Annotated in this window: 17 protein-coding genes; 13 read left to right on the forward strand and 4 right to left on the reverse strand. The window is 44.2% G+C overall.

Going from position 1 to position 24,864, the window contains the following annotated elements; genetic code table 11:
* Positions 1-33: 33 nt before the first annotated feature.
* Positions 34-1,185 carry a glycosyltransferase family 2 protein gene (locus KAI37_RS01095; RefSeq protein ID WP_023986501.1) on the reverse strand — a complete coding sequence of 384 codons (1,152 nt, stop codon included), beginning with the start codon at positions 1,183-1,185 and terminating at the stop codon, positions 34-36.
* A 352-nt stretch (positions 1,186-1,537) separates the two neighbouring features.
* Between KAI37_RS01095 and KAI37_RS01100 the strand changes: the two genes are divergently transcribed.
* From KAI37_RS01100 to KAI37_RS01135, 8 genes are all read left to right on the forward strand, one after another.
* Positions 1,538-2,260, forward strand: a complete 723-nt coding sequence (locus KAI37_RS01100; protein ID WP_068938379.1) for a GntR family transcriptional regulator — start codon at positions 1,538-1,540, stop codon at positions 2,258-2,260.
* 294 nt (positions 2,261-2,554) lie between these two features.
* On the forward strand, positions 2,555-4,939 hold the full coding sequence (locus KAI37_RS01105) for a phosphoketolase family protein (protein ID WP_220030568.1): 2,385 nt from the start codon (positions 2,555-2,557) through the stop codon (positions 4,937-4,939).
* A gap of 275 nt (positions 4,940-5,214) precedes the next feature.
* Positions 5,215-6,057 carry an aldo/keto reductase gene (locus KAI37_RS01110; protein WP_076293812.1) on the forward strand — a complete coding sequence of 281 codons (843 nt, stop codon included), beginning with the start codon at positions 5,215-5,217 and terminating at the stop codon, positions 6,055-6,057.
* Positions 6,058-6,240: 183 nt separating this feature from the next.
* Complete coding sequence (locus KAI37_RS01115; RefSeq protein WP_071639098.1) at positions 6,241-6,900, forward strand: PspA/IM30 family protein; 660 nt, start codon at positions 6,241-6,243, stop codon at positions 6,898-6,900.
* A gap of 26 nt (positions 6,901-6,926) precedes the next feature.
* Positions 6,927-7,961, forward strand: a complete 1,035-nt coding sequence (locus KAI37_RS01120; RefSeq protein WP_076293813.1) for a TFIIB-type zinc ribbon-containing protein — start codon at positions 6,927-6,929, stop codon at positions 7,959-7,961.
* Complete coding sequence (locus KAI37_RS01125) at positions 7,958-8,752, forward strand: TPM domain-containing protein (protein WP_071639100.1); 795 nt, start codon at positions 7,958-7,960, stop codon at positions 8,750-8,752. The genes KAI37_RS01120 and KAI37_RS01125 overlap by 4 nt, the downstream gene beginning before the upstream one ends.
* Positions 8,753-8,893: 141 nt before the next feature.
* Positions 8,894-9,886: an SPFH domain-containing protein gene (locus KAI37_RS01130; protein ID WP_071639101.1), complete on the forward strand. Its 993-nt coding sequence runs from the start codon at positions 8,894-8,896 to the stop codon at positions 9,884-9,886.
* Positions 9,887-10,144: 258 nt separating this feature from the next.
* Entirely contained in the window at positions 10,145-13,894 is a 3,750-nt protein-coding gene (locus KAI37_RS01135) for an alpha-L-arabinofuranosidase C-terminal domain-containing protein (protein WP_220031421.1), read from the forward strand.
* Between the two features lie 101 nt (positions 13,895-13,995).
* Here KAI37_RS01135 and KAI37_RS01140 read toward each other — a convergent pair whose 3' ends face one another.
* Entirely contained in the window at positions 13,996-15,393 is a 1,398-nt protein-coding gene (locus tag KAI37_RS01140; protein ID WP_220030569.1) for a phytase, read from the reverse strand.
* Positions 15,394-15,503: 110 nt separating this feature from the next.
* Positions 15,504-16,379, reverse strand: coding sequence for a helix-turn-helix transcriptional regulator (locus KAI37_RS01145; protein ID WP_023986520.1), 876 nt, complete (start codon positions 16,377-16,379; stop codon positions 15,504-15,506).
* 192 nt (positions 16,380-16,571) lie between these two features.
* Here KAI37_RS01145 and KAI37_RS01150 point away from each other — a divergent pair, with 192 nt between their 5' ends.
* From KAI37_RS01150 to KAI37_RS01160, 3 genes are all read left to right on the forward strand, one after another.
* Positions 16,572-18,515 (forward strand): glycoside hydrolase family 127 protein, encoded by a 1,944-nt coding sequence (locus KAI37_RS01150; RefSeq protein ID WP_220030570.1) that lies wholly within the window; start codon positions 16,572-16,574, stop codon positions 18,513-18,515.
* Positions 18,516-18,542: 27 nt separating this feature from the next.
* Positions 18,543-19,913: a glycoside-pentoside-hexuronide (GPH):cation symporter gene (locus KAI37_RS01155; protein WP_220030571.1), complete on the forward strand. Its 1,371-nt coding sequence runs from the start codon at positions 18,543-18,545 to the stop codon at positions 19,911-19,913.
* Positions 19,914-20,188: 275 nt separating this feature from the next.
* Complete coding sequence (locus KAI37_RS01160; protein ID WP_220030572.1) at positions 20,189-21,580, forward strand: MATE family efflux transporter; 1,392 nt, start codon at positions 20,189-20,191, stop codon at positions 21,578-21,580.
* An 88-nt stretch (positions 21,581-21,668) separates the two neighbouring features.
* Here the strand turns inward: KAI37_RS01160 and KAI37_RS01165 are convergent, their stop codons facing one another.
* Positions 21,669-22,658, reverse strand: coding sequence for a zinc-binding dehydrogenase (locus KAI37_RS01165; protein ID WP_220030573.1), 990 nt, complete (start codon positions 22,656-22,658; stop codon positions 21,669-21,671).
* A gap of 135 nt (positions 22,659-22,793) precedes the next feature.
* On the opposite strand from KAI37_RS01165, the gene KAI37_RS01170 reads away from it, so the two are divergent.
* Positions 22,794-23,666, forward strand: coding sequence for a LysR family transcriptional regulator (locus KAI37_RS01170; RefSeq protein WP_220030574.1), 873 nt, complete (start codon positions 22,794-22,796; stop codon positions 23,664-23,666).
* Positions 23,644-24,792 (forward strand): RDD family protein, encoded by a 1,149-nt coding sequence (locus tag KAI37_RS01175; RefSeq protein ID WP_220030575.1) that lies wholly within the window; start codon positions 23,644-23,646, stop codon positions 24,790-24,792. Before KAI37_RS01170 ends, KAI37_RS01175 begins: the two co-directional genes overlap by 23 nt.
* Positions 24,793-24,864 lie beyond the last annotated feature (72 nt).

Raw genomic sequence — 24,864 nt, forward strand, 5'->3', positions numbered from 1 at the left:
CATACGATTTTGCACGCTGTAAATGAGTAACTATTATTCCACCAGCTTTTCAGACTTCACCAGCATTTCTCGTAACACGTGAGCGACTCGACTTTTCCGATTCTCTGCTTTCTTTTTTATCAAGTGTAATGATTTCTTGTATGCATGAGTATGGCTTTGATCGTAGAACTGTTTGGCTGCAATGCGTAGTGTTCTTCTTAATAACAGTGCTGATGAGCGTGTTAACCTAGAGCGGAATCCCCTGCGCAATACCCGCAACGTATTTTTGTAGGTCTCAAAATCCTCGGATGGAGGGATAAGGGCAAATAAATTTAACGAGGAGTCATTGAATCCGTAAGTTTCATACATGATTCTCAGGTTTTCCGTATTTAAAACGTTACCTCTAAGATAGGTTGGATGTTCCTGATGGTATCCGACCACCTCTTTGATGCAATAAAAAGGGATCTTCAAGCGATGCAGTCTATAGCCAAGGTCCCAGTCTTCGAGTCCATACAGCACAAACCGTTCATTAAAACCTCCAATACGAATCAAGTGACTGCGTCTGATGGCTACACAACGAGTAACCAGCAGCATCCAGGGAGCGACATCCGTTGTGGCAAATTGTTTCTGCGTATTGGGGGGGACTCTTGTGGGACTAACTACTTTAGACAGTGCACCCGTTTGGTGAAGGATATCTTCTGGGGTTATGATTGGAGTAATTTCGTTCGCTGCTTCATAGTCAGCATTCCATAAGTTGGACTGCGTAAGTATGTTGCGACATTGTTCTTTTTCTTCAGGAGAAAAGTCAGGGTAATAATGGGTAAAAGCATCGTCCCATGAGTGAGGAATGCCTGAGAGCACGGACTTGGGATATTTACGGTGATAACGGCTCACGATCCTAATGAATTCTGGCAATACTACAAAGTCAGCGTCGCAGAAGATGATGTATAGCCCTTTTGCACGGCGCAGTCCCAAATTTCGAACGGCAGATCGACCGCGTTGTTCCTGATGTGACACATAGATAAGAGGATAGGATGCTTTGAAGCCTTCGACCATTTCTTTCGTTCCGTCTGTAGAACCGTCATCAGCTACAATTACTTCGAATAGTTGCTTTGGATAGGTTTGTGTCTCAAATGAAGCGAGTGTGAGCAACAATTGCTGGGCTCGATTATAGGTTGGAATGATGACGCTGTAGCGGATAGCCAATATGATCTCCCCCCCACCATTCTTATTAGAAAACGCTTGAACAAGATAAATAATAACAATGTATTCAAGGATTGTAGCCTGGTCTAGTCAAACATCCCTCAAGGTTCGAAACAGGCTTGGTTTTATTACTGATGCTAAGGTAGGGGTTCTGTATTTCCTGCTGTTTTGCAGGCACGTTCAGTGGTGTTATGTATGTGTAATCATGGTATTATGCATAGAGATGTAAAGTAAAAGCGAGGGCACTTCCTATCCGCTGAAAGCCCGCTCAGCAAACAGAAACAAACATGAGATGAAATGGGCAAGTTATGGTAAACTATATAGAGTTATAGAAGACCTGAAAGAGGAGTACTATATGACACAATTTGTCTATAAGCAAATTATTGACGATCTCAAGATGAAAATCTTTGCGGGAAAGTTTGCAGATATGAGATTGCCAGATGAACGTAGTCTTAGTGAGACTTACCAGGTTAGTCGTAGTTCAATTAAACGTGCTCTGACTAAAATGGAGAATGTCGGAATTATTTTCAAAAAACAAGGTTCCGGGACATTTATAAATCCATTATACATAAGAAATGAATCTATCTTTAACTACGAAGGCTCAAATCTAGGGGTCACTGATAATTTTCAAATGCATGGTAAAAAGCCAAAAATCAAAGTATTGAGTTTTGAGGTCATTCCGCCAACAGAAGAATTACAGCGCGATTTGTTCTTGGAGACTCATGATTTTGTTTACAAAATTGTCCGCTTACGTCTGTTTGATGATGATCCTTTTATGATTGAAACGGGCTATATCCCCATTAAAATTGTCCAGAATTTAAATCAGACAATTATCGAGGGGTCCATTTTTAATTATTTGGAGGACTCGCGGAACTTGGCCGTCACCAAATCTTTTTTATCCATTTTTGCAGAACCGTCTCAAGAGACTGATCAAAAGCTACTACATTTAAATGAAAATGAGCCTGTAGGTATTATGGAAGGTGTGTTCTTTTTAGATAACGGTACGCCATTTGAGTTTTCTCATATGCGATTTCATTATAAATATTTGAAATTTAATACCTTTGTATCGGTTCACTAATGATAAGACTGGAGAATTCTCCAGTCTTTTTTTTATGGTTTTGAAAAAAGGATTGAAGCCTGCGATTACCTCGTTTATTACAAATTTTATTGGTTTATACTTCTATATATTTAAATGTAAGAGCTTTTTTACTGTCTTTTTAATTTATATTTCATAGTATGTTCAAAATTTCACAAAATTGGACCGTATCACTTGTGAAAAAGGTTGAATTAAATTGGCGTAGCGTTATGATGGACATGTAGATGAAATTTCCGGAAATAAATTACAAACAAAACTACTTAGGGAGTGGACACAATGTCATTATCACCCGTGTTAGCAGATTATTCATCTAAAACATATTTGAAAAAACTTGATGCATATTGGCGTGCAACGAACTACATTTCGGTAGGTCAGCTTTATTTAAAAGATAATCCTTTGTTAAGAGAGCCTTTAAAAGATTCAGATGTGAAGGTTAAGCCTATTGGACACTGGGGCACAATCCCGGGCCAAAACTTTATTTATGCACATCTAAATCGTGTTATTAATAAATATGATTTGAGCATGCTTTACATTGAAGGTCCTGGTCACGGCGGCCAGGTTATGGTTTCAAATTCTTATCTGGATGGAAGCTACACTGAAATCTATCCGCAAATTACACAAGATATCCCAGGTATGAAGAAATTGTTCAAACAATTCTCTTTCCCTGGCGGTATTGCTTCACACGCTGCTCCTGAAACACCGGGCTCTATCCATGAAGGTGGAGAATTAGGCTACTCCCTTTCTCATGGTGTAGGTGCCATTTTGGATAATCCTGATCTGATTTCGGCTGTTGTTATTGGTGATGGCGAAGCTGAAACGGGCCCATTAGCTGCTTCGTGGTTTTCTAACAGATTTATCAATCCCATCACAGATGGTGCAGTGCTGCCAATCTTGCACTTGAATGGCTTTAAGATTAGTAACCCAACGATTATGTCTCGTCAATCGCAAGAAGAATTGACCTCATACTTTAAAGGTTTGGGTTGGGAACCGTTCTTTGTTGAAGGTGAAAATCCGGATCACATGCATCCAGAAATGGCGAAAGTATTGGATACGGCCATCGAGAAGATTGAAGCTATTCAGAAGAATGCGCGTGAAAATAATGACCTTACTCGTCCGGCGTGGCCGATGATTGTATTCCGTTCACCTAAAGGCTGGACAGGTCCGAAGGAATGGGACAACGTACCGAATGAAAATTCATTCCGTGCCCATCAGGTTCCAATTCCGGTTGATCAAAAAAATATGCAGCACGCACCTGCTTTGTTAGAATGGCTGAATAGCTATAGACCAGAGGAATTGTTCGACGAAAACGGTCGTTTAAACTCTGAGCTTGCTGAAATTCTGCCTACAGGCGATAAACGTATGGGAATGAACCCTGTTGCGAATGCGGGTAACCTCATTAAAGACTTGAAATTACCGGATTTCCGTAACTATGCACTGGATAATTCCGTACCGGGTAAAGTGATTGCGCAAGATATGTCGGTTTTAGGGAAATACGTTAAAGATGTGGTTCTCTTAAATGAAGAAAATCGTAATTTCAGAATCTTCGGACCGGATGAAACGATGTCTAACCGCTTGGCTCCTGTTTTTGAAGTAACCAAACGCCAATGGATGGACCAAATTATTGAACCTAATGATGAATTCTTATCATCCTATGGCCGCGTAATTGATTCTCAATTATCCGAACACCAAGCTGAAGGATTGCTGGAGGGTTATGTATTAACAGGTCGTCATGGTTTCTTTGCAAGTTACGAAGCCTTCCTGCGTGTGGTTGACTCGATGATCACCCAACACTTTAAGTGGCTGCGTAAAGCAACGGATCAAGGATGGCGTGCAGATATCCCATCATTGAATGTCGTAGCAACCTCAACAGTATTCCAACAGGATCATAATGGGTATACACACCAAGATCCAGGTTTGTTAGGTCATTTGGCTGATAAAAAACCAGAATTTATTCGGGAGTATCTGCCAGCGGATGCCAATTCCTTGTTGGCTGTTTTCGACACCATTTTAAATGATCGTCAAAAGATCAATTTGATTGTTTCGTCTAAACACCCACGTCCACAATGGTTTAGTGCTGATGAAGCGAAAGAATTGGTGGATAAAGGGTTGAAGATCATTGACTGGGCAAGTACAGATCAAGGTGGAGAACCTGACCTTGTCATTGCTTCTGCTGGTACAGAGCCAACGATTGAAAGTTTAGCTGCGATTTCCATTTTGCATGAAAAATTGCCTGACTTGAAGATTCGGTACATCAACGTGGTAGATTTGCTGAAACTGAGAAGTCAAAAACTAGACCCACGTGGATTATCCGACGCCGAGTTTGATCATTTTTTCACAAAAGACAAGCCAGTTGTTTTCGCTTTCCATGGTTACGAAGGTCTGATCAAAGATCTGTTCTTTGATCGTCACAATCATAACTTGCATGTACATGGTTACCGTGAGAACGGCGATATTACGACACCATTTGATATGCGTGTATTGAATCAAATGGATCGTTTTGACTTAGTGAAGGAAGCTGTTCTCAACTTACCTGACGCTGAGAAGTACACCAACATTGTGGATGAAATGGATGCTACGGTTAAGAAACATCATCAATTCATTCGCGAAGAGGGCATTGATTTGCCAGAGGTAGAGAACTGGGTATGGAAAGGCTTGAAATAAAAATACAGACACTTCAACTTTGTGTTGGACAACCAAGCCATTAAGTATGAAGTGGGATATATGATTTGGTAGTGGTACAAGTGCCTGACCCCTTGACTTCAAGTATGATTTCAATGGGGATCAGGCGCTTTTTGATTTAGCACACAGAGAACTTGGTAGGGAAGTTACGAACTAGTGGGTATATACATATATAGGGAACGGAATGGATTTCTATATTTTGCCGGTGCTTTGAAGAGGTGTTATGTTATATGAGAATAGTAAAGGAGGCTGTTAATATGAACCAACAAATTCCGGAGAAGGTATTGCATGATGGCACTAAAGTGCCCGTCATTGGATTTGGGACTGCTGGATTTAAGGGTGCAGATGGAGTCAAGGCGATTACCGGCGCGATTGATGCAGGTTACCGTTTGATCGACACAGCGTTCAACTATGAAAATGAGGGTGCTGTCGGGAAAGCGGTCCAGCAGAGCTCTGTGCCCAGAGAAGAATTGTTGATTTGCTCCAAACTACCGGGTCGCCGACATGCTTATCAAGAAGCCATTGTAACGATCGAAGAGTCATTATATAGAGGAGGTCTGGACTATTATGATCTTTATCTGATCCATTGGCCGAATCCCCAAATCGATCGCTATGTTGAAGCCTGGCAGGCGTTGATTGAGGCGAAGAAAAGGGGCTATATTCGTTCCATCGGGGTCTGCAATTTTCTGCCCGAGCATAATGAACGTTTAATTCGAGAAACAGGTGTCACGCCGAGCTTAAATCAAGTTGAATTGCATCCATTATTTAATCAGGAGCATCAGCGTGCAAAGGATGCTGAACAGGGCATCGTGACGGAATCGTGGAGCCCCTTGGGTCGCGGTCACAGCATGCTGGAGAATGAAGAGATTGGGAAAATCGCTGCTGCTCATGGCAAAACGACTACACAAGCGATTTTACGTTGGCATATCCAACTTGGAGCAATCCCGATCCCTAAGGCCTCTTCCTTAAAACACCAAACGGAGAATCTGGATATTTTCGATTTTGAGTTGTCTCCAGAGGAAATGAACGTGATTTCGGCATTTAGCAGTGAGGATGGACGGATATGGGGCCAGGACCCCAAGTCCTATGAAGAACTATAATCAGGAACAATAAATAGAAGGGTTCAAAAATCTGTCGCGGGTTTTTGGACCCTTTGCTTTTATAATAAAACGAACACACATCTGAAAGTGATCAATGGGCCAGTATATATGGCTGGGATGAACATTTTTTACCGGATTTGATGTATGATATGGTGGAATGTAGTCCTTTCGAAGGAGGTCATCATGGGGATTTTGTCGAGGTTTAGGGATATTATGAAAATGAATATTAACGCCTTAGTGGATAAGGTGGGAGATCCGGAGAGAACCATTGACGATTATATGCGGAATTTAAACAGTGATCTAGGCAAGGTGAAAGCGGAGACGGCCTCAGTCTTGGCTGATGAGAGAAGGGCGAAAAGAGCACTGGATGAATGCAAAGCCGAAATCAAAAAGCTCCAGCATTATGCCAGTAAGTCTGTGGAAGCTGGTAATGAAGAGGAAGCTCGAAAGTTTTTGGAGAGAAAAGGTTTGCAGGCGGAGAAATTGGAACAATTACAAACGTCCTATGATGTAGCTTCGACAAACGCCGTAAATATGAAACAAATGCAGGAGAAGTTGGTGTCCGATATGGGGCAACTAGAAGCGCGGCGCGCTGAACTTAAAGGGAAGATGGCGGTTGCCAAAGCACAGCAAACCTTGAACTCTATGGGCAGCAAGAATTCTGCTTTCGAAGTTATGGAAGAACAGGTGAACAGAGCGTATGATGAAGCGATGGCTATAGCCGAGCTTCGAGCAGGAACGAAGGACGACCTGGATGCTTTATTTGCACAATACGAGAAGAGTACGAATGCAGAAGATGAACTGGCTGCGATTAAAGAAAAAATCAACCATAAGGAATCATAACAGTATCTACATGAAGAGGTGAGCAGATGCCGGTTATCGAATACAAATGCCCCAACTGCGGCAGCGGCATGGTCTTTGACGGTGAGACAGGGATGCTATCCTGTCATAGTTGTGGAAGAGAAGACAATATCGAATCTATTCCTGATCCTCTGGTAAATCGTATTTTTTCAGAAGATGAGGCCCATGAGTATCATTGTAATAACTGCGGAGCAGTGATTATGACCGAAGTGGAGACGAGTGCAACGGTGTGCAGTTTTTGTGGTTCTGCCGTGGTTCTCGGGGATCGACTGACTGGGAAACTGGCTCCAGCGCAGGTTATTCCTTTTTCCATCAGTAAGGAAGAAGCCATAGCTGCTTTCAAAAAATGGTGCAAGAATGGCCGTCTGACGCCGAATCGGTTCATGATAGCAGACCGAATCAAGGGAATAACCGGGATGTATGTGCCCTTCTGGTTATATGAATTACATAATAAAATTGAGGTTCAAGGTGAAGGTACCCAAGTGAGAACCTATACGAGCGGAGACTACGAATACACGGAAACGAAGCATTTTGATGTATATCGGAAAATCCGTTTGAATTATGTAAAGGTTCCGATTGATGCTGCGGAGAAAATGAACGATGAGCTGATGGATAAATTGGAGCCTTTTCCATACGATCAGCTAAAACCCTTTAAAACGCCATATCTAGCAGGTTATATTGCGGAGAAATACAGTTATAACGAAGAAGAGCTTTTTCCGCGAGTTAAAGAAAAAGTGAAGGAATATATTGATGCTTATATTCATTCTACGGTGTCAGAGTATACGGCCGTGAGTTATACGGAAAAGCAAATTGATACTACATTAAAACAAGCGGATTATGTCCTGCTCCCGGTGTGGGTCATACATTATGACTATAATCAATTGGAACATACGTTTGCTATGAACGGACAGACGGGCAAGGTAGTCGGTAAGCCTCCGATTAGCAAGTTCAAAGTGACGGCTTGGTTTGCAGGTATTTTTGGCATTACTCTCTTTTCATTGAGGTTAATCACTTGGTTGATGATGGGAGGGGGATTTTATTGAAAAAGCATAGAGCGATTATAGCCGTTTTGTTGTTCTTTGCTGTTTTTCTGGCGCTTCCTATGGAAATGAAGGGCGAACCAGCAACGACAGAAATGAAGCCATTGATTTATGATGAAGCGGGTCTGCTCAATCAGGAAGAGTATGATGTGTTGAATACGATGGCTAATCAATATGGAGCAGAAAGAGAAACGGACATTATTATTTATACTACCCTCAATCCTGATAATATGGATGTTATGAAAATGACGCAGGATTTTTATGATGACCATGGTCCGGGGTATGACAGATCTCATGGGAACGCGGTCATTTTAACGATGGATATGAGAAATAGAGAGGTGTACTTGGCCGGATTTTATAAGGCAGAACGGTATCTGGATGATGACAGGCTTACTAAAATACGCCATGAGATTAGCCCGGATCTGACGAACGGTAACTATGGGTTGGCATTTCAAAAGTATATTCTAAGTGCGCACAAATATTTGGCGATCCGTCCAGGGGTGAATCCAGACAGTATATTTTTTAAGGGCTGGCTTCATTTGGCGGTTGCCCTGGGATTGGCGGCAATTATCGTGGGTAAAATGGTTTCCAATTCTGGCGGTCGGGTTACGGTAAATCGACAGACCTACGAGGATGCGAACGCTTCGGGAGTTCTGGAGCATCGAGATCAGTATCTTCACACAACGACAACGAAACGGAAGATTGAAAAGAGCAGCAGTAGCAGCAGCTCAGGCGGTGGTGGTGGGACTACCAGCGGCGGTCATTCGCATAGCGGTAGCAGAGGATCATTTTAACTGAGGATTTTGTAAAAATCCAATAAGCGACTTTCAATAAATAATATATAGATCGAAATGGTCTAGTTCGTCTATATATTGCACTTTGGAGCGACTGGAATCGAATTTTGCAAAATCCTAAACTGAAAGGATGGATACAGTATGGGGTTCTTCAGAAATCAATTTGCAAATGTTGTAGAATGGGAAGAATTTAGAGATGATATGATTTTCTGGAAGTGGAGCAACCGTGAAATTAAAAAAGGCAGTAAATTAATCATCCGCTCCGGTCAAGATGCGATTTTTGTAAATAATGGAAAGATAGAGGGTATTTTCGAGAATGAAGGGTCGTATAACATGGACTCTGACATTATTCCATTTCTATCCACCTTAAAAGGGTTTAAATTTGGTTTTAACAGTGGCATGAGGGTAGAGGTCTTATTCGTTAATACGAAGGAGTTTACGGTCAAATGGGGGACGCAGAATCCAGTGCTGATCCCGACCCCCCAGCTGCCAGGCGGTATGCCGATTCGTGCCAATGGCACATTTAATTTTAAAGTGAACGATTATGTTACGCTCATCGATAAGATTGCCGGAGTGAAGGACAGTTATCTAGTTGAGGATGTGAAAATACGGATTACTTCGGTATTGGATCAGTTATTGATGAAGTGGATTAGCAGAGAAGGAAAGGACATGTTCAATCTGCAGGCGAATGCTTCTGACATTTCAAAAGGTATTCAAGAAGATCTGGATATGCAAGTGATGGACAACGGTATGATGATTACTGGCTTTCATGTGATGAGCTTCAATTATCCTCAAGAGATCCAAGATATGATTACGAAGACAGCCTCTCATGAAATGATCGGTAATCTGCAAAAGTACCAACAAGTGACGATGACGGACGGGATTGCATCGGGTAATGTAAAAGGCGGCGGTGCTGCTTCGGATATGGCGAGTATGATGATGGGGATGAATATAGCAAATGAAATGATGAAAAATTTGAACCCGAACCCAAATCCTTCGGCTGAGACTCAGCCTACACCTGCTGCCCCCGCTCCATCTGGAGACGGTAATAAGCCCAATTTTTGTCCGAATTGCGGTACAAAAAACGAAGGAGCTAACTTCTGTCCGAATTGTGGACAAAAATTGAACGGATAACATAGCTACGGCCAAACTTCTTTATTTCAGAAAAGCTCCGACTGGGTCAAGTAATCCTGTAAGCCAAAAGGCAGTTATCGCAGAGTATCTTCTGTGATGGCTGCTTTTTTATGTAGTTCGTTCAAGTATTTTCTTCATAAATCCGATTTATTGGATTGAAAAAGGTACTCAGGATAAGGTACTATAACTATATAGTATGTATTTATATTAACTAATTAGTTATTACATTAATAAACTATAGGTATAGGAGCAACGATGATGACCAAATTCCAAGATCAAATCATTGCGCGTTACAAGTTTGATGATGCAGAGAACGTCGGCAAAGATAGCTCAGGGCAAGGTAACGATGGGGTTGCTTCAGGCACAGTAACACCTGCGATTTCCCATGCTACCGGTAGAGCAGCTTTGACGCTTGAGGGAGGCCCCAACGGTACATCGTATATCCAGCTTCCTTCCGATCTATTCAAAGATGTAAGCGATAACACCGGTGTGACGGTTACTGCTTGGGTCAACTTCGGCAGATTCACAGATATGTGGGAACGTGTCTTTGACTTTGGTAAAGCCCATACAGGACCCTATATGTTCATGACACGGAATCTGCGCGGAACCCTTTTCACCGAGGCGGATTTATCCGTAGACCCGGGAAGAGGCTTTGTCAGGGATGAGTGGATGCACATAGCCCTGTCTGTGATCGGCACGGAAGGCGGCACATTAAGCAGTGCCGGCCCGGTGATATATGTCAATGGTGAAGTGGTAGCGGATGGTTCCATCAGCCAAACTTCCAGCGGTAACTATGCCAAGCTGCGTAGATGGTTCGAAACGTTTACAGACTCGTCCAACTACAGCAACAATTTTATCGGTCGCTCCCAGCATGCGGCGGATGTAGACTTTGCCGGCTCCGTTTCAGACTTTAGAATTTATAAAGCAGGCTTGTCGGCAGATGAAGTCATTGAGGTCATGTGCGATTCGTTGACAGATGAAGAGATCGTGAAGCTTGCTAGAGATAAATATTTGTCCTTTCCAACGACGATTGTGACCAAGGACTTATCTCTACCAACCGTTCTGATGGGCGATAGAGTAGGAGTGACCTGGAAATCCAGCCAACCTAGTATACTCTCTGACAATGGGCAGGTGCAGGCGATTACCTCCGCACAAGGGGTTACCGTCACAGCTTTGTTAACGAAGGGCTTAAGCCAGATTGAAGAAAGCTTTGAAGTATCCGTTCTTCCTGAACAGCTGCCTCCGTACACGCTGACCATTCATGGAAATAAGGAAGTACTTGATGTCAGCGAAGTGATGTACGGCTTGTTCTATGAAGATATTAATAACGCAGCAGATGGCGGGATTTATGCAGAACTCGTTCAGAATCGCTCCTTTGAATCTTTCGAGTTCGATACGTATTCCCATGCTTCCGGTGAATGCGGCTGCTCTACAGGACGGAATCGCAACCCGTTTTTCGCCTGGTCTGGTGATACGGATAAGATGACTCCACAACATAGCGGTGGATTAAATGAGTTTTTAGGCGCAAAAGACAAAGAAGTGAACTCTTATTATGTGACGGTAGCGGATGGTGCAACGATTCGGAACAAGGGCTTTTCCGACTCTAACCAGAATTGTGCCATGTCCATCCAAGAGGGTGCCAAGTATGAGTTTACCATCTGGGCGAAGGCCGATTCAGCGGGGGCAATCACACTGCAACTGCAAGACTCGAATGAAAAGGCTATTAGTGATTCGGTTACGATACAGGTGGAAGGTGGCAACACGTGGAAGAAGTACGGCATCGATTCCAAGCTTGTGCTGACAGGCTCAGCTACGGTTCTCGGGCAGCTGGCGCTTACATTTGAAGGGGACATTTCGGTTGATATGGTTTCTTTATTCCCACAAGATGTATGGGGCGCAGGAGAGGAAGCGCAATCCCCATCGGCACATGCTAACTTCCAGGGAAATCCTAACTACCGACTGAGAAAAGATTTGGTGAACGCACTTGTTGGCATGCATCCGAAGTTTTTGCGGTTTCCAGGTGGTTGTATTTCCGAGGGTTCGTTTATATGGGAAAATGTATACGATTGGAAGGAATCGATTGGGGATATCGAGCTGCGCAAGGAAAACTTTAATGTATGGGGCTATATGATGACCATGGGCCTTGGTTATATGGAGTATTTCCAGTTGGCAGAAGACCTGAATGCAGCTCCGCTTCCGGTTATGGCCTGTGGCGTTCTCTGTCAAGCCCGTTCCGATTACGCTCATCCGGCTGGAGGCGCATTAAGAGAATACTACATTAAGAACTTTACGGATCTGATCGACTTTGCGATCAGTGTGGATTTTGAACATAATGAATGGGCTGCTATGCGTAAAAAAATGGGCCATGAAGCTCCATTCGATCTGCGTTATTTGGGTGTAGGTAACGAGAACTGGGGTACAGAATTCTTTGCCAACTTTGAAGTGTTCAAAACGTCGATTGATGAGTATATGGAGAAAAACTATCCGGGTTATGAGCTGCATATCATTTCCACGGTTGGCGCTCAAGCAGACGACGATGCATATCAACAGGGCTGGAAGTTCTTAAGCGGTAATATGACCGGTTCGGCTAAGGTTGCTTTTGCAGATGGTAACCAGGTGACGGAGGAGACTGTAACCTGGTATGAGAAGCAAAAGGACTATATGGACACCATTGCAGACGAGCACTATTATCGTTCTAACGAGTATCTGCTGAATAACGTGGACCGCTATAACTACTACTACAGAGCTTATAACGTGGACGGTAGTATAAATTGGAAAGCAACATCAAAGGTTTTTGTCGGAGAGTACGCCTCAACGGATAAAAATACATTGGCAGGCGCTGTAGCAGAGGCAGCGGTGATGACGGGCTTCGAAAATAATGCCGATGTCGTTCGGTTGGCTGCCTATGCACCGCTGTTTAACAAGGTGCTGACAGATGGAACCTACAGATGGACGCCAGACTGCATCTGGTTCGATGACGAAACAGTGTGGTTTACGCCGAACTACTATGTACAGCAAATGTATGCTAAATATTTGGGGAATAAAGTATTGAGCACTTCTTTCTCTACTTACAAAAACGGCAAGCCAACGGATCTCATTCCTCAGGGTGGAATTGAAATCGCTACAGGCAACGCCGAAGTTATGATTAAGCGTATGACCGTTACTTCCAACCAGGACGGCAGTGTGCTGCTGGATCAAGACTTTACCCAGGAATTGAATTCGGCCTGGCAGGTCATTCCCGGTTCCGTGGGCTCTACAGTGGAGGAAGGAAAGGGGCTTGTCCTCAAAGCTCAGGATAGCGGTTTGAATGGTCTGTACATCTTGAACGACAGCTGGAGCAATTACAAGGTAGAGGTGGTCGCTTCCCGTATTTCCGGCACGGACGGTTTTTATGTGGGTGCGGGTCTCACGGATATTTCTGCGGAGAAAAAGGACGTTGTCGAATACGCGATCGGCTATGGCGGCAAGGCTACTGGCGTGAAGGTTTACAAGCAAGGCATAGAAGGCTACACATTGGGTGACTACTCTTCCAGTACAGCGGCAGGTAACTTGAGAGCAGCTAGCTATGAAGAGTTGGCTGACAACACGGACTACACCATAACAGTGAACTACGGCGGTGAAACGGGCAGCAATCTGATTTGCTCGTACACCGACGGCGAGACAACCAGCAAAGTGCTGGACTACAAGCTGGAGGCTTACAACAGAGACGTGTTCAACTCGGTAACCCAAGATGCTGAGCATGTATACGTGAAACTGGTGAATGCCGGCAACGTGGATAAGGTAACACAGCTGAATCTACAAGATTTGAGTGTTGAGTCCGTCGCTAAGCTGATTACACTAACTGGCGATTCCTCGCTTGTTCATGTACCTAACGTGAACAAGAAAAATGATGAGAAGGTGGTGCCTACCGAACAGCAGATCACGCTTCATACGGATTCTGTTCTCTTAGACTTACCGGCCAACTCGGTAAATGTGCTGGTGCTGGATCTTAAACCTTTTCCCGCTTAAAAACAAAAAGGGGTGTCCCAAGCAGCCGTTTTATGGCTTTTGGAACACCTCTTTTTTCTATGAATAGAGTCGGAATGTTGAGTTGATTTCCCCGAAGGGCATTACTGTGTGCTTCTGTTTACCAATTCACGCGGATTGATGCCATCGTCTATCGTTAGCGGAGTAGGGGCTCCCGTAGCGATTCGCTCCCAGGGCACCATTTTAAAGTTCTGATTTAACTTTTTGCCGTTTTGAAGATTTTCGTCATCTTGTGCAACGAAGATACCATGAGGGAAATTCTTGCCTAATCCGTAGCCAAGAACATCAATACCGTCTGTGACAGACGTACCGTCAACGGTAGGGCTCGCGCTGATCGTAAAGTTGCTTACATATGCATTGTCGCCTTGTCGTTCATAGATCGCATAGCTGCTGTTTCCTTGACTGGAAGCCATAAGATACCCCTTGCCATCTTTACCGTAATACAATGTAAGTCCCTCTATGTCATCGTGAAGTCTGCGCCCATCTGCAATATCAACACGTCGCAGAGGCTCGGAAGAACCGTCTGGCTCGGCACTATACTTCCAAATGGCGTAATCCTCTTCAGCGATGTAGATCGTACCATATTCATCATCAGCAACCATGCCTTCGGATTGCGTATTCAGCTTGAACTGGCGGACAAGCTTACCTGCAATTTTGCCACTTCCGTCATCAGTCAGCTCATATTGTTCAAATTCACCCTCTTTGCCCAACACGAGCGCGTAAAATTTATCTGTCTTGAGGCTATGGTATAAGCTGAATCCGTACACTTCTTTCATAGATGCTTTAATAGGTTTGCCAACCACGTTGGTCAGCTTTCCTGATGCACCGTCAATGGCAAAGATATCGATCGTGTTGTTGGTTCGATTGGTTGCCCCTGCGATATCAATTTTTTTGCCGCCCAATGTGAAACCGTAACGAAGGTCCACGTTATTCATTTTTCCGACCTTCATGTTTTGCAGTTGTTTGCCTTCCAGATCATAGACTAAAATCCCGCCGCCTTTATTGGTTGCTAAAATTCTACTTTTCTCTGGATCGGCCGGGTTGAGCCAGATTGCAGGGTCGTCGGCTGCGTCTTCTCCATCCTCCACAGCTTCTGTTTCGGCAGAGGGGATTACTTTATAGGTGGGAACTGCGTCCTTAGGATCTGCATATTTGCTGTTCTCTGCTTCAAGCGCTGTAAGAAGTTTCGTAGGAAGATATACATTTCCATTCACTATTTTAATTTCCCGGTCCGCTTTTCCGCTTAGTCCAGCTAGACGATATTGCTTCTCACCCACTGTAAAGGTCCCGACAATGCCATTTTTCAGTTTGACCAAAACAGACTGGTCATCACTGTCCCATGTAATTGTCGCCCCCATTTTATCTGCCTGTGTCCGTAGTGGTGCATACCCGGATGGCTGAATGTCTGCCGCATAGGTCAGTTCTGGTGATACCAGGACCCCCGTTAAAATGGCTAATAATGCGAGTTTAGTTGACTTCATATGTATGCCCCTTTTCTGAAGTGAAAATGATATAACCGACTCAGTATAAAGTGAGAATATCAAAAGGATACAATGAAAATGTAAAAGGAATGTAAAGGAGATGTAAGCATTCAATGGACTGGCTTCCAGTATTGTTGTCTGTAATTCTTTGGAGACATTCCGAATTTTTCTTTAAAGCATTTGGAGAAATAGCTTGCTTGGGAGAATCCTGTTTCCTCGGTAATTTGTTGGACGGACCAGTCGGTTTGCAGCAAAAGACTACGCCCTTGATCCAGTCGATAATCCATTAAATACTCAAGCGGTGTGCGCTGGAAGGCGACCTTCATGCATCTGGCGAGATAGTTCTGATGTACGTGAAAATGGGTCTCCAAATCCTTATTGGTGATTGTATTTTTGTAATTCTGTTTTAGGTATATTTCGATCTGTTCTGCCAACTTAGAGGAGCTGTCTTTATTATTCTGGTCATACTCCAAACTCTGAAAAACATTCACAAACGTCTGTTGGGCCTCCCATAGTGCCAGTTTTCTAGGCTTTAAAGTAGAGGCTAGTAAATAGTCTAATTTCGAAAATAGCTCATGTGGATTTACCACTTTTTGAATTTTGGGCAAATGAATGGTCGTATGTTCTGAATGAAAGTGCAGCTCGGGAATGGGGGTGCTGGGTATAATAGGATTGGGCGAGGATTGTGCGCACCACATGCTATTGGTTTGAAAATGGAACCAGTAAAAGGAGGTTTGTTCTGTACATGCCTCAATGGGAAAATGATGTTTATCCGGTTCAAGAATGAGAGCGTAATTTTCAGTTACCTTCCACACTTCGTCCTCTTCGCCAATGTGCAGCAATCCTTCTTTAATGATTATTACGTCAAAATAACCTAAATTATACCGATTCGGGTGCCAGTCCCCTTTTTGATATGTAGTAAAATTCCCCTCAATGAAATAAGGCAGCGGAGGGACAAGGAAGGATAGAAAGTCTGTTTTGCTCATGGAAGCCAGCTCCTTTGTGTGTGAAATCGTATAAGTTTTAGTTAAAGATCGCGATTTTTTTTATAAATTCAGGTTGATAAAATAAGGACGTAGCAAGGGGAGCTCAGGTTAGCTTGTACGATATTATCATTACTTTATCCTTATTTTTTCGAAAATGAAAGCGTTCTATTTCCAGGAAGGGATGTTTATCCAATGAAAACGGCAAAGCCAGTTAAGCATGTCATCGTTGATGATTTATTTTGGAAAAAGTATAAGCAGGTTGTGGCGGAAGAGGTTATTCCTTATCAGTGGAAAGCATTAAATGATGAATTACCAGATACAGAACCCAGTCACGCGATTGAAAACTTTAGGATTGCAGCCGGGGAATCCAGTGGGGAGTATTATGGAACCGTTTTCCAGGACAGTGATATTGCCAAATGGCTGGAGACGGTTGCCTTTAGCTTAAGGGATCATCCGAATCCTGCGCTTGAAGAGCGGGCTGATGAAGTAATTGAATTGTTGGGAAGAGCTCAAGCTAAGGATGGATATCTGAATACGTACTATCTGCTCAAGGAACCCAACAATCGCTGGACGAACCTAAGAGATAATCATGAGCTGTATTGTGCAGGGCATTTTATAGAAGCGGCTGTTGCTTATTATGAAACGACGGGCAAAACGAAGTTTCTTCACATTATGGAGAAATACGTAGATCTGATTCAGCAGATTTTTGGTACGGAAGAAGGGAAACGGAAAGGCTACCCGGGACATGAAGAAATTGAGTTGGCCTTGATCAAATTATACGACGTAACTGCAAAGGATCAATATCTCAAATTAGCGCAATATTTTATTGAACAGCGGGGACAGCATCCTATTTACTTTGCAGAGGAACAAGAAAAGAGAAAACATATTCAAACAGAGCCCACCTGGAATGATGATAACAACATTAATTTTGGCGTAGGCTTCGAATACCAGCAAGCACACCAACCTGTGCGGGAACAAAAAGAGGCAGTCGGCCATGCGGTGAGAGCGGTGTATCTGTATATTGCGATGGCGGACTTAGCCGCGAAAACAGGGGATGCTTCCCTGTTACGAGCCTGTGAAACGCTATGGGATGATGTAACGAATCATAAAATGTACATCACTGCAGGGATCGGTTCTACTGTAAACGCGGAAGCGTTCACTTGCCATCATGATCTTCCCAATGACAGTATGTACTGTGAGACCTGCGCCTCTGTAGGGCTGGCCTTTTGGGCCAATCGTATGCTGCGCTTAGCGCCAGACCGGAAATATGCCGATGTTTTGGAGCGTGCGCTATACAACGGAACGATTAGTGGGATGGATCTGGACGGGAAACGGTTTTTCTACGTGAATCCGCTGGAGGTTAATCCTTTTCAAAAATCCAGAAAAGATCAAGAGCATGTAAAAACAGAACGGCAAAAATGGTTCTTCTGCGCCTGCTGTCCGCCCAATTTGGCACGAATGATTGCATCGGTCGAGGACAATATGTACACCCAAACGGATGATACGTTGTATACGCATCTGTATATTGCCAGCAAGGTAAACATGACTTTATCTGGTCATGAGGTTGAGATTACACAAACTCATCGTTATCCATGGGATGCGGATCTAACCTTTTCGATCCACTTAACAGAGCCGACTTCCTTCAAATGGGCACTGCGGATTCCGGGTTGGTGCAAGCAGGCAGAGGTGAAAGTGAATGGGGAAGCTATATCATTAGACCATCTGGAAAATGGCTATATCGAGATTCAGCGTACTTGGAAGGACGGAGATGTGGTAACTCTGCATTTGGCTATGCCAGTTGAACGCATTCGAAGCAATCCGCTGGTCTCTATGAACCAGCAGCAAATTGCTCTCCAACGCGGCCCAGTCGTGTTCTGTCTGGAAGAAGTAGATAATGGAGCGAATTTGGCAGGATTAAGATTGACGAAGGATAGCCTCATTACGGAAGAGTTCAGCGAAAACCTGCTGGGTGGCGTTGTAAAGCTGACCATAGAGGGATACCGGCTAAAAAATTCGAATGCATTATATAGCTCGGAGCCTCCTGAATTTGTTCCTCAACAAATTACCGCCATTCCTTACTACGCCTGGTGCAATCGGGCTAAAGGGGAAATGCGTGTATGGGTTTATGAATCATAATTCATTCGCATGGGGAGAGGAAAGATCATGAGTACGAGAATTGTGAGTACGGAACCACCGGAAAAGGCAACAAGTACCGTTCCTTTTCATCGTAAAATCAGCTATTCATTAACGGATACAGCAGGCAATTTACTATACTGTGTCATTTCCAGTTATCTATTATATTTTTATACAGATGTATTCGGTCTTTCTATCGGAATTGCCGGGACATTACTATTTATCACCCGTTTTATCGATGCCATTGATGCCCCGATTTGGGGCATCCTGATTGACCGAACCAAGTCGAAATACGGCCAGAGCAGACCTTATTTTCTATGGTTAGCTATTCCGTTCGCTGTGTTCATGGTCCTTACGTTTACGACACCCAATTGGAGTGAGTCGGGCAAAATTGCATATGCCGCCATTACGTATATCATAGCCGGCATCCTGTACACAGGAATTAGTACGCCGATTACGTCTATTCTGCCTAATCTGAGCACCAATTCTAATGAACGCGTAGTCTTGAACTCCTTCCGCATGGTCGGGGGGAATGTGGGTTTCTTCATCGCCACCACGTTTACGTTACCTTTGGTCGCTTTCTTTGGACAGGGGAATGATCAAAAAGGATTTTCCTTAACGCTCGTTTTATTTGGAATCATGGCGATTATTATGTTTTTCATAGCGTTTGCGGATTTGCGAGAAAATGCAGCAGTGAAAACGAAATCCGTTCCCATTGCTAAAAGCTTTACAGCCATCAAACGAAACTGGCCCTGGATGCTTGTTGTAGCTGCCAACCTGTGTTACTGGATCGGTTTGAATATTCGTTCAGCTACGCTAATCTTTTATCTGCAATACAATCTGGACAGTAAGGATTTAGTACCCTTAATCAATGGACTGACCTCCTTGCAGTTGATCTCGATGGTTCTGATTCCGTTTTTCGCCAGAAAATTAAGTAAAAATGCGATTATGATTATCGGATTGATATTAGCTGCGCTGGGTCAAGTCGTGATTTTAATGGGTAGTACAGATTTAACCCTCATTATTATCGGCTGGATTATTGGTGCGTTAGGATCAGGTTTTGCATGTTCTATGCCGTTTGCGATGTTGTCAGATACAGTCGATTATGGGGAATGGAAAAATGGTATTCGGGCAAGTGGTTTCCTGACCTCTATTGGAAGCGCATTCTGTATTAAAGCGGGTAGCGGAATCGGCGGATTATTGCCAGCATGGATCATGGGCAGCACCGGTTATATCGCTGGAAAAGTTCAAACCCCTACGGCGTTGTCCGGCATTCAGTTTAGCTTTATCTGGCTGCCATTTATCGTCTTCTTGATCGGAATCATTCCTATGTTTTTTTATAAAAAATTCGAAAAGAATGAAGCTTCTATTCAACAAGATTTAATTTCGAGAAGATCATAGACATTCTTTTAACAAGGGTTTAATGATATATTAAAGCATTATAATGCTGCTCCAAAACCTGTTCACTGAGCTGAGCAGGTTTTTTTGTTTTTTTCTATTCAAATGTGAGTAAAGCCATTGACAGTATTTTCTTTTGGAGTAATACTTCTATGTAGAGAAAAGTGTACAGAATCAAGAACTAGACACATCTAGCCTTGCAACTTTATACATTTTTTCGCCATGAAGGCTCTTCTGTTGAAGGGTTTTTTTCAATTTGAGAAAAAGAATGTGATGATATGAGTCAACTGAGTGTAAGGATGAGAACACATGGCTTTCTGAATAAGCATTTTTCAGGAGAGTCTATCGATTATCGACAGATTATTGCGCTGTTTATCCCGCTTCTGATTGATCAGGCTTTTATTGTGGGTCTTAATTTGGTGAACACGGCAATGATTAGCTCGTCGGGGATGGCGGCAGTCAGTGCTGTAAATATGATCGATTCTTTGAATATTTTTCTGATCAATGTGTTTGTTGCAGTGTCTACCGGGGGAACGGTTGTTGTAGCACAGTATAAGGGGAGCGGTAACGACCTCATGGTCTCTAAAGCCGCATCCGGTACCATTTCCTCCGTTTCCTTGCTGGCTTTATGTATCAGTTTGTTTATGATCGTGTTGTACAATCCAATTTTAAGTGTTCTGTTTGGTTCGGCCTCGCCTGATGTATTAGCTAACGGTAAGGTATATCTGCTGGGAAGCTGTATGTCTTTTGTGGGAATTGCAATCGTTGAGGCAGTGTGTGGGGCGCTGAGGGGAATCGGGAAGACGAGGGCATCGCTGGCTCTTTCGCTCATCATGAACCTCTCGTACGTGCTTCTCAATGTGGTATTCATTAATGTATTGGATATGGGTGTGCTGGGCATGACGATTGCCGTCAATGTGTCCAGATATGCAGGAGCAGTATGCGCGCTGATCTATTTGGTCAGGGTAGATGATGACTTGCGTGTCCAGCTTAGAGATATGCTTTATTTTAATCTGGCTATGCTTAAAAAGATTCTGTTTATCGGGCTTCCCTTTGCATCGGAACAGATGTTTTTTAATGGGGGGAAAATTTTAACCCAAATTTTCATTGTGAGCCTGGGGACAAATGCGTTGGCGACGAATGCTATTTGCTCATCGCTAGCTAATGTGTTCCAAATCCCTGCGAATGCTTTGGCTCTTACGATTGTAACCGTGGTCGGTCAATGCATGGGACGTCGAAATGTCGCGGATGCCCGGAAGTTTACCAAATCGTTCATTTGGCTGTCGTCTTGTTCGTTTATTGTAATGGGATTAATTCTGATGCCTTTGTTTGAGCCGATGGTGGGGCTGTTTCATCCGCCTGCCGAAATCGTAGATGACATTTTTGTTGTCATACTGATTAATACGTTGGCCCAGATTCCGCTCTGGTCCATTGCCTTTATTACACCCTCTGCACTAAGGGCAGCAGGTGATTCAAAATTTACGTCCCTCACCTCAATGCTGTCCATGTGGTTGTGCCGGGTGGTGCTCGGATATATTTTGGGCATTGTGTTCAACCTGGGGATTGTTGGTGTCTGGTTGGCTATGGATATTGAATGGGGCGTGCGGGGGATCGTCTTCCTTTGGCGCTTCCGCGGCAACAAATGGGTCCAGCATCGTTTGATCGACTGAATAGGTCCACTACCATAAAATTGACTTCTGGATGAAGGCATTTTACGGCAGTGGATTTTTTTCTATTCCTTTACTTCGTTCAGACCCCTTACTCCATCCTGATCCCTATATTGCCTAACTGCGCTCCCTGCTGCATACGGTGGAAGGCTTGCGGTGTGTCTTGTAAAGGAAATACGCTATCTATAATCGGATGGAGTGCATGGCGCTCCATAAACTGAAGCATAGCTGCGAATTCCTCGCCACTGCCCATAGAGGTGCCGATGATGCTGATTTGAGGGAAAAATATAGACCGCAGCGGAATCTCTACTCGATCTCCTGAGCTTGCGCCAAATGTAACGATCCGACCGTTCGGCTTGAGGATATCAAAATATTTATCGAACGTAGCAGGACCGATACTGTCAAGAACCAGATCCACGGTGTCTCCGTTCATACTTTCTTTCCATTCGCTATGGCTGTCGAATGCATGATTAGCGCCATGGGCGAGGGCAGCCTGACTCTTTGCTTCGCTGCGTGATGTGACGGTGACCCGTGCACCTGCCGCTAAAGCCATAAGCATGGCATACGTGGCTACACCACCGCCAATACCGGGAATGAGGACGTGCTCACCCTGCTGTAACTGGCCTCTTGTGAAGAGCGCGCGGTAAGCGGTCAAAGCAGACAAAGGCAGTACCCCTGCTTCTTCCCATGAAAGGTATGCTGGCTTGCTGACGGCATTTTGGACGGGGATGATAACCGATTCAGCGAATGTCCCGTCTGAAGGCTCGCCCAGAATGGCCGGAACTAAGGGAACGTGATGCGTATTCTCCCATCCGATACAGGGATTGATAATTACATCGGTGCCTACCAGCGAGGTTGGGACACCAGCACCCACAGCCTCGATCACACCTGCTCCATCCGATCCGAGAATGAGTGGAGCATCGTTGGCAGCTCGATCTGCCATGAGGAATAGGTCCCGATGGTTCAAGCCTGCGGCTTTGAGTCTTACCTTCACTTCGTTGTGTCCCGGCTGTCTGTCCGCAATGTCTCTATATGTCAGGCCCTCAGGGCCGCTTTTGCTGGCATGGATTACGGCTTTCATTTTAAAACCTCCCGTGGTGCGAATTTAGATGCAATTGCATGTATATTGAATTGTACAGAGCGGCAAGCATCCGGTAAAATGAACAAAATCGAACGTGAGTATCATAAATGATCATACCAAGCAGGTGACGTATACATGGAAAGCAGTGATTTGAAAATTTTTCGGGCCGTCGCTCGCGAGGGCAGTATCACGAAGGCTGCGCAAGTTTTGAATTATGTACAGTCCAATGTGACCTCGCGGATTCAGCAGCTTGAGGCACAATTGAACGTACCGCTATTTCGCCGATCTAACCGGGGAATGACGTTAACGCCAGCAGGAGAGAATCTGCTGGAATATGCGGATACCATACTGACCTTGCTGGACGAGGCAGTAAAGTCCACTCAATATTCAGACCAGCCTGCGGGACCTTTGCGACTGGGCTCGATTGAGACGGCGGCGGTTACACATCTGACTTCTTTATTGACGGAATATCACGCTCAATATCCTGATGTCCATCTATCGCTTATGACAGGCAGCACCCATGATCTCGTACAAAAGGTATTAAATTACGAATTAGATGGGGCGTTCGTCTATGGCCCCGTCGATGATCCGCATATAGAGTATGTTGCAGCTTTTGAAGAGGAACTGGTACTCATCTCGGAACCAGGAGAAAGTGATATGAGCAAGTTGCTTGCCAAGCCTATGCTGTTCTTCGACGTAGGCTGCACGCATCGTACAAGAGCAGAAAGCTTTCTGAGCGAAGCAGGTGTGGATGCGTATCAGGTTATGGAGTTCGGAACCTTGGAAGTCATTTTGGGTGGTGTAGCCTCTGGTATGGGGGTGTCCATGTTACCACAATCGTCGATTGCAAAGGCAGAGGAGGCGGGAAGTATTGCTTCTCATCGTTTGCCTGAAGAATATCGCAAATTAGAGGTGTGGTTTGTTCATCGGCGGGATTCGGTTTACTCCAGTGCACTGTCAGGCTTGCTTCACTGGATGAAAAAGGATGCTATACTTAACCGGGATTAAATTGACAACAGAGGTGTATCATTTGGAGGAACATGATGTAACGAACAATCCGTCCACAGTAGTTCCGGGAGAGTATGCGACTCATGGCAGCTACCATCGACGAGAACCGGATAAGATGGCAGTATTATCAGAAACATACGGAGCCTCTATCTTCTTCAGAAGATGGGCGGCCTGGATGATCGACTTCATTCTTATCGTCTTCGGGTATGGAGGGCTGGTTTATTTTACAGCGAAAAAAGTATCTGAAGCGGAAACCCCCAATATGGGTATGGTAGTGATACTCTTCCTGATTGGCTCCTTCTGCTATTATTTATTGTTGGAAGGAATTACAGGCTATACGCTGGGTAAGTTTGTACTTCGCATTCAGGTCGTAAATGGAGAAGGGAAACCGCCGGGCATTGTGAAATCGTTGATCCGCACCCTCATACAGCTGGTAGATACGAATCCGCTGTTTTTTCTGGGACTGCCCGCAGGGTTATGTGTGCTGGTGACACCTCGGAAACAACGGATTGGAGATATGGCTGCGAATACATATGTGGTTAAGGTAAGGGATTTGGGAAAGGCCAGCAGAAAGAAAACCGGGATTTTTGTAGGAGCAATCATCCTGATGACGATCATTTCGATTGCCTTTGCTGTATCTTTAATTACTACGCTCATTACTCAAATCGTGAAGCCTGAGGTATTTACCAGTAAGGATAGCCAGTTTGCGGTTACGGCTCCGTGGAATTGGTCACGAGATGATACGATTAATGAGGATGCCGACATCTCCATTAAAAATGAATTGACCGAAAGATATCTGATTGTATTGTCTGAACCAAAAAGCGATTTTGACAGTAGTATGACTCTTCAAGAATATAAAGGAATCATTGAGGATCATTTGGTGTCAGGAATTACGGACCCTGAATTGGGGACCGCTTCAGATATGGTGGTGAACGGATATCCTGCCATTGAGTTTACTCTAAAAGGAGAAGTAGATGGGACTCCGATCATGTATAACGTGACTACGATTGAAACACCTTCGCATTATCATCAGGTGCTTGCCTGGACCTACGCCTCGCGATACAGCAGGGCACAGCAAGAGCTACGCAAGATTAGAGACAGCTTCCGTGAAATGAACATGCTGTGAAGTGAACATAAAGCAATAACGATGATTCGAAGTTATTAGGGTAAACAAAAAAGCAGATAGCTCACAGGAGCA

Origin of the sequence: Paenibacillus sp. S25 (assembly GCF_019454085.1) — a bacterium.
Classification (GTDB): Bacteria; Bacillota; Bacilli; order Paenibacillales; family Paenibacillaceae; genus Paenibacillus; species Paenibacillus polymyxa_B.

Bases quoted from the DNA above. Each gene is read 5' to 3' on its own strand.
- KAI37_RS01175 (WP_220030575.1), top strand. From the start codon at position 23,644: ATGCTATACTTAACCGGGATTAAATTGACAACAGAGGTGTATCATTTG.
- KAI37_RS01105 (WP_220030568.1), top strand. From the start codon at position 2,555: ATGTCATTATCACCCGTGTTAGCAGATTATTCATCTAAAACATATTTG.
- KAI37_RS01140 (WP_220030569.1), bottom strand. From the start codon at position 15,393: ATGAAGTCAACTAAACTCGCATTATTAGCCATTTTAACGGGGGTCCTG.
- KAI37_RS01145 (WP_023986520.1), bottom strand. From the start codon at position 16,379: ATGAGCAAAACAGACTTTCTATCCTTCCTTGTCCCTCCGCTGCCTTAT.
- KAI37_RS01130 (WP_071639101.1), top strand. From the start codon at position 8,894: ATGGGGTTCTTCAGAAATCAATTTGCAAATGTTGTAGAATGGGAAGAA.
- KAI37_RS01110 (WP_076293812.1), top strand. From the start codon at position 5,215: ATGAACCAACAAATTCCGGAGAAGGTATTGCATGATGGCACTAAAGTG.
- KAI37_RS01160 (WP_220030572.1), top strand. From the start codon at position 20,189: ATGAGTCAACTGAGTGTAAGGATGAGAACACATGGCTTTCTGAATAAG.
- KAI37_RS01170 (WP_220030574.1), top strand. From the start codon at position 22,794: ATGGAAAGCAGTGATTTGAAAATTTTTCGGGCCGTCGCTCGCGAGGGC.
- KAI37_RS01150 (WP_220030570.1), top strand. From the start codon at position 16,572: ATGAAAACGGCAAAGCCAGTTAAGCATGTCATCGTTGATGATTTATTT.
- KAI37_RS01165 (WP_220030573.1), bottom strand. From the start codon at position 22,658: ATGAAAGCCGTAATCCATGCCAGCAAAAGCGGCCCTGAGGGCCTGACA.
- KAI37_RS01100 (WP_068938379.1), top strand. From the start codon at position 1,538: ATGACACAATTTGTCTATAAGCAAATTATTGACGATCTCAAGATGAAA.
- KAI37_RS01115 (WP_071639098.1), top strand. From the start codon at position 6,241: ATGGGGATTTTGTCGAGGTTTAGGGATATTATGAAAATGAATATTAAC.
- KAI37_RS01135 (WP_220031421.1), top strand. From the start codon at position 10,145: ATGACCAAATTCCAAGATCAAATCATTGCGCGTTACAAGTTTGATGAT.
- KAI37_RS01155 (WP_220030571.1), top strand. From the start codon at position 18,543: ATGAGTACGAGAATTGTGAGTACGGAACCACCGGAAAAGGCAACAAGT.
- KAI37_RS01120 (WP_076293813.1), top strand. From the start codon at position 6,927: ATGCCGGTTATCGAATACAAATGCCCCAACTGCGGCAGCGGCATGGTC.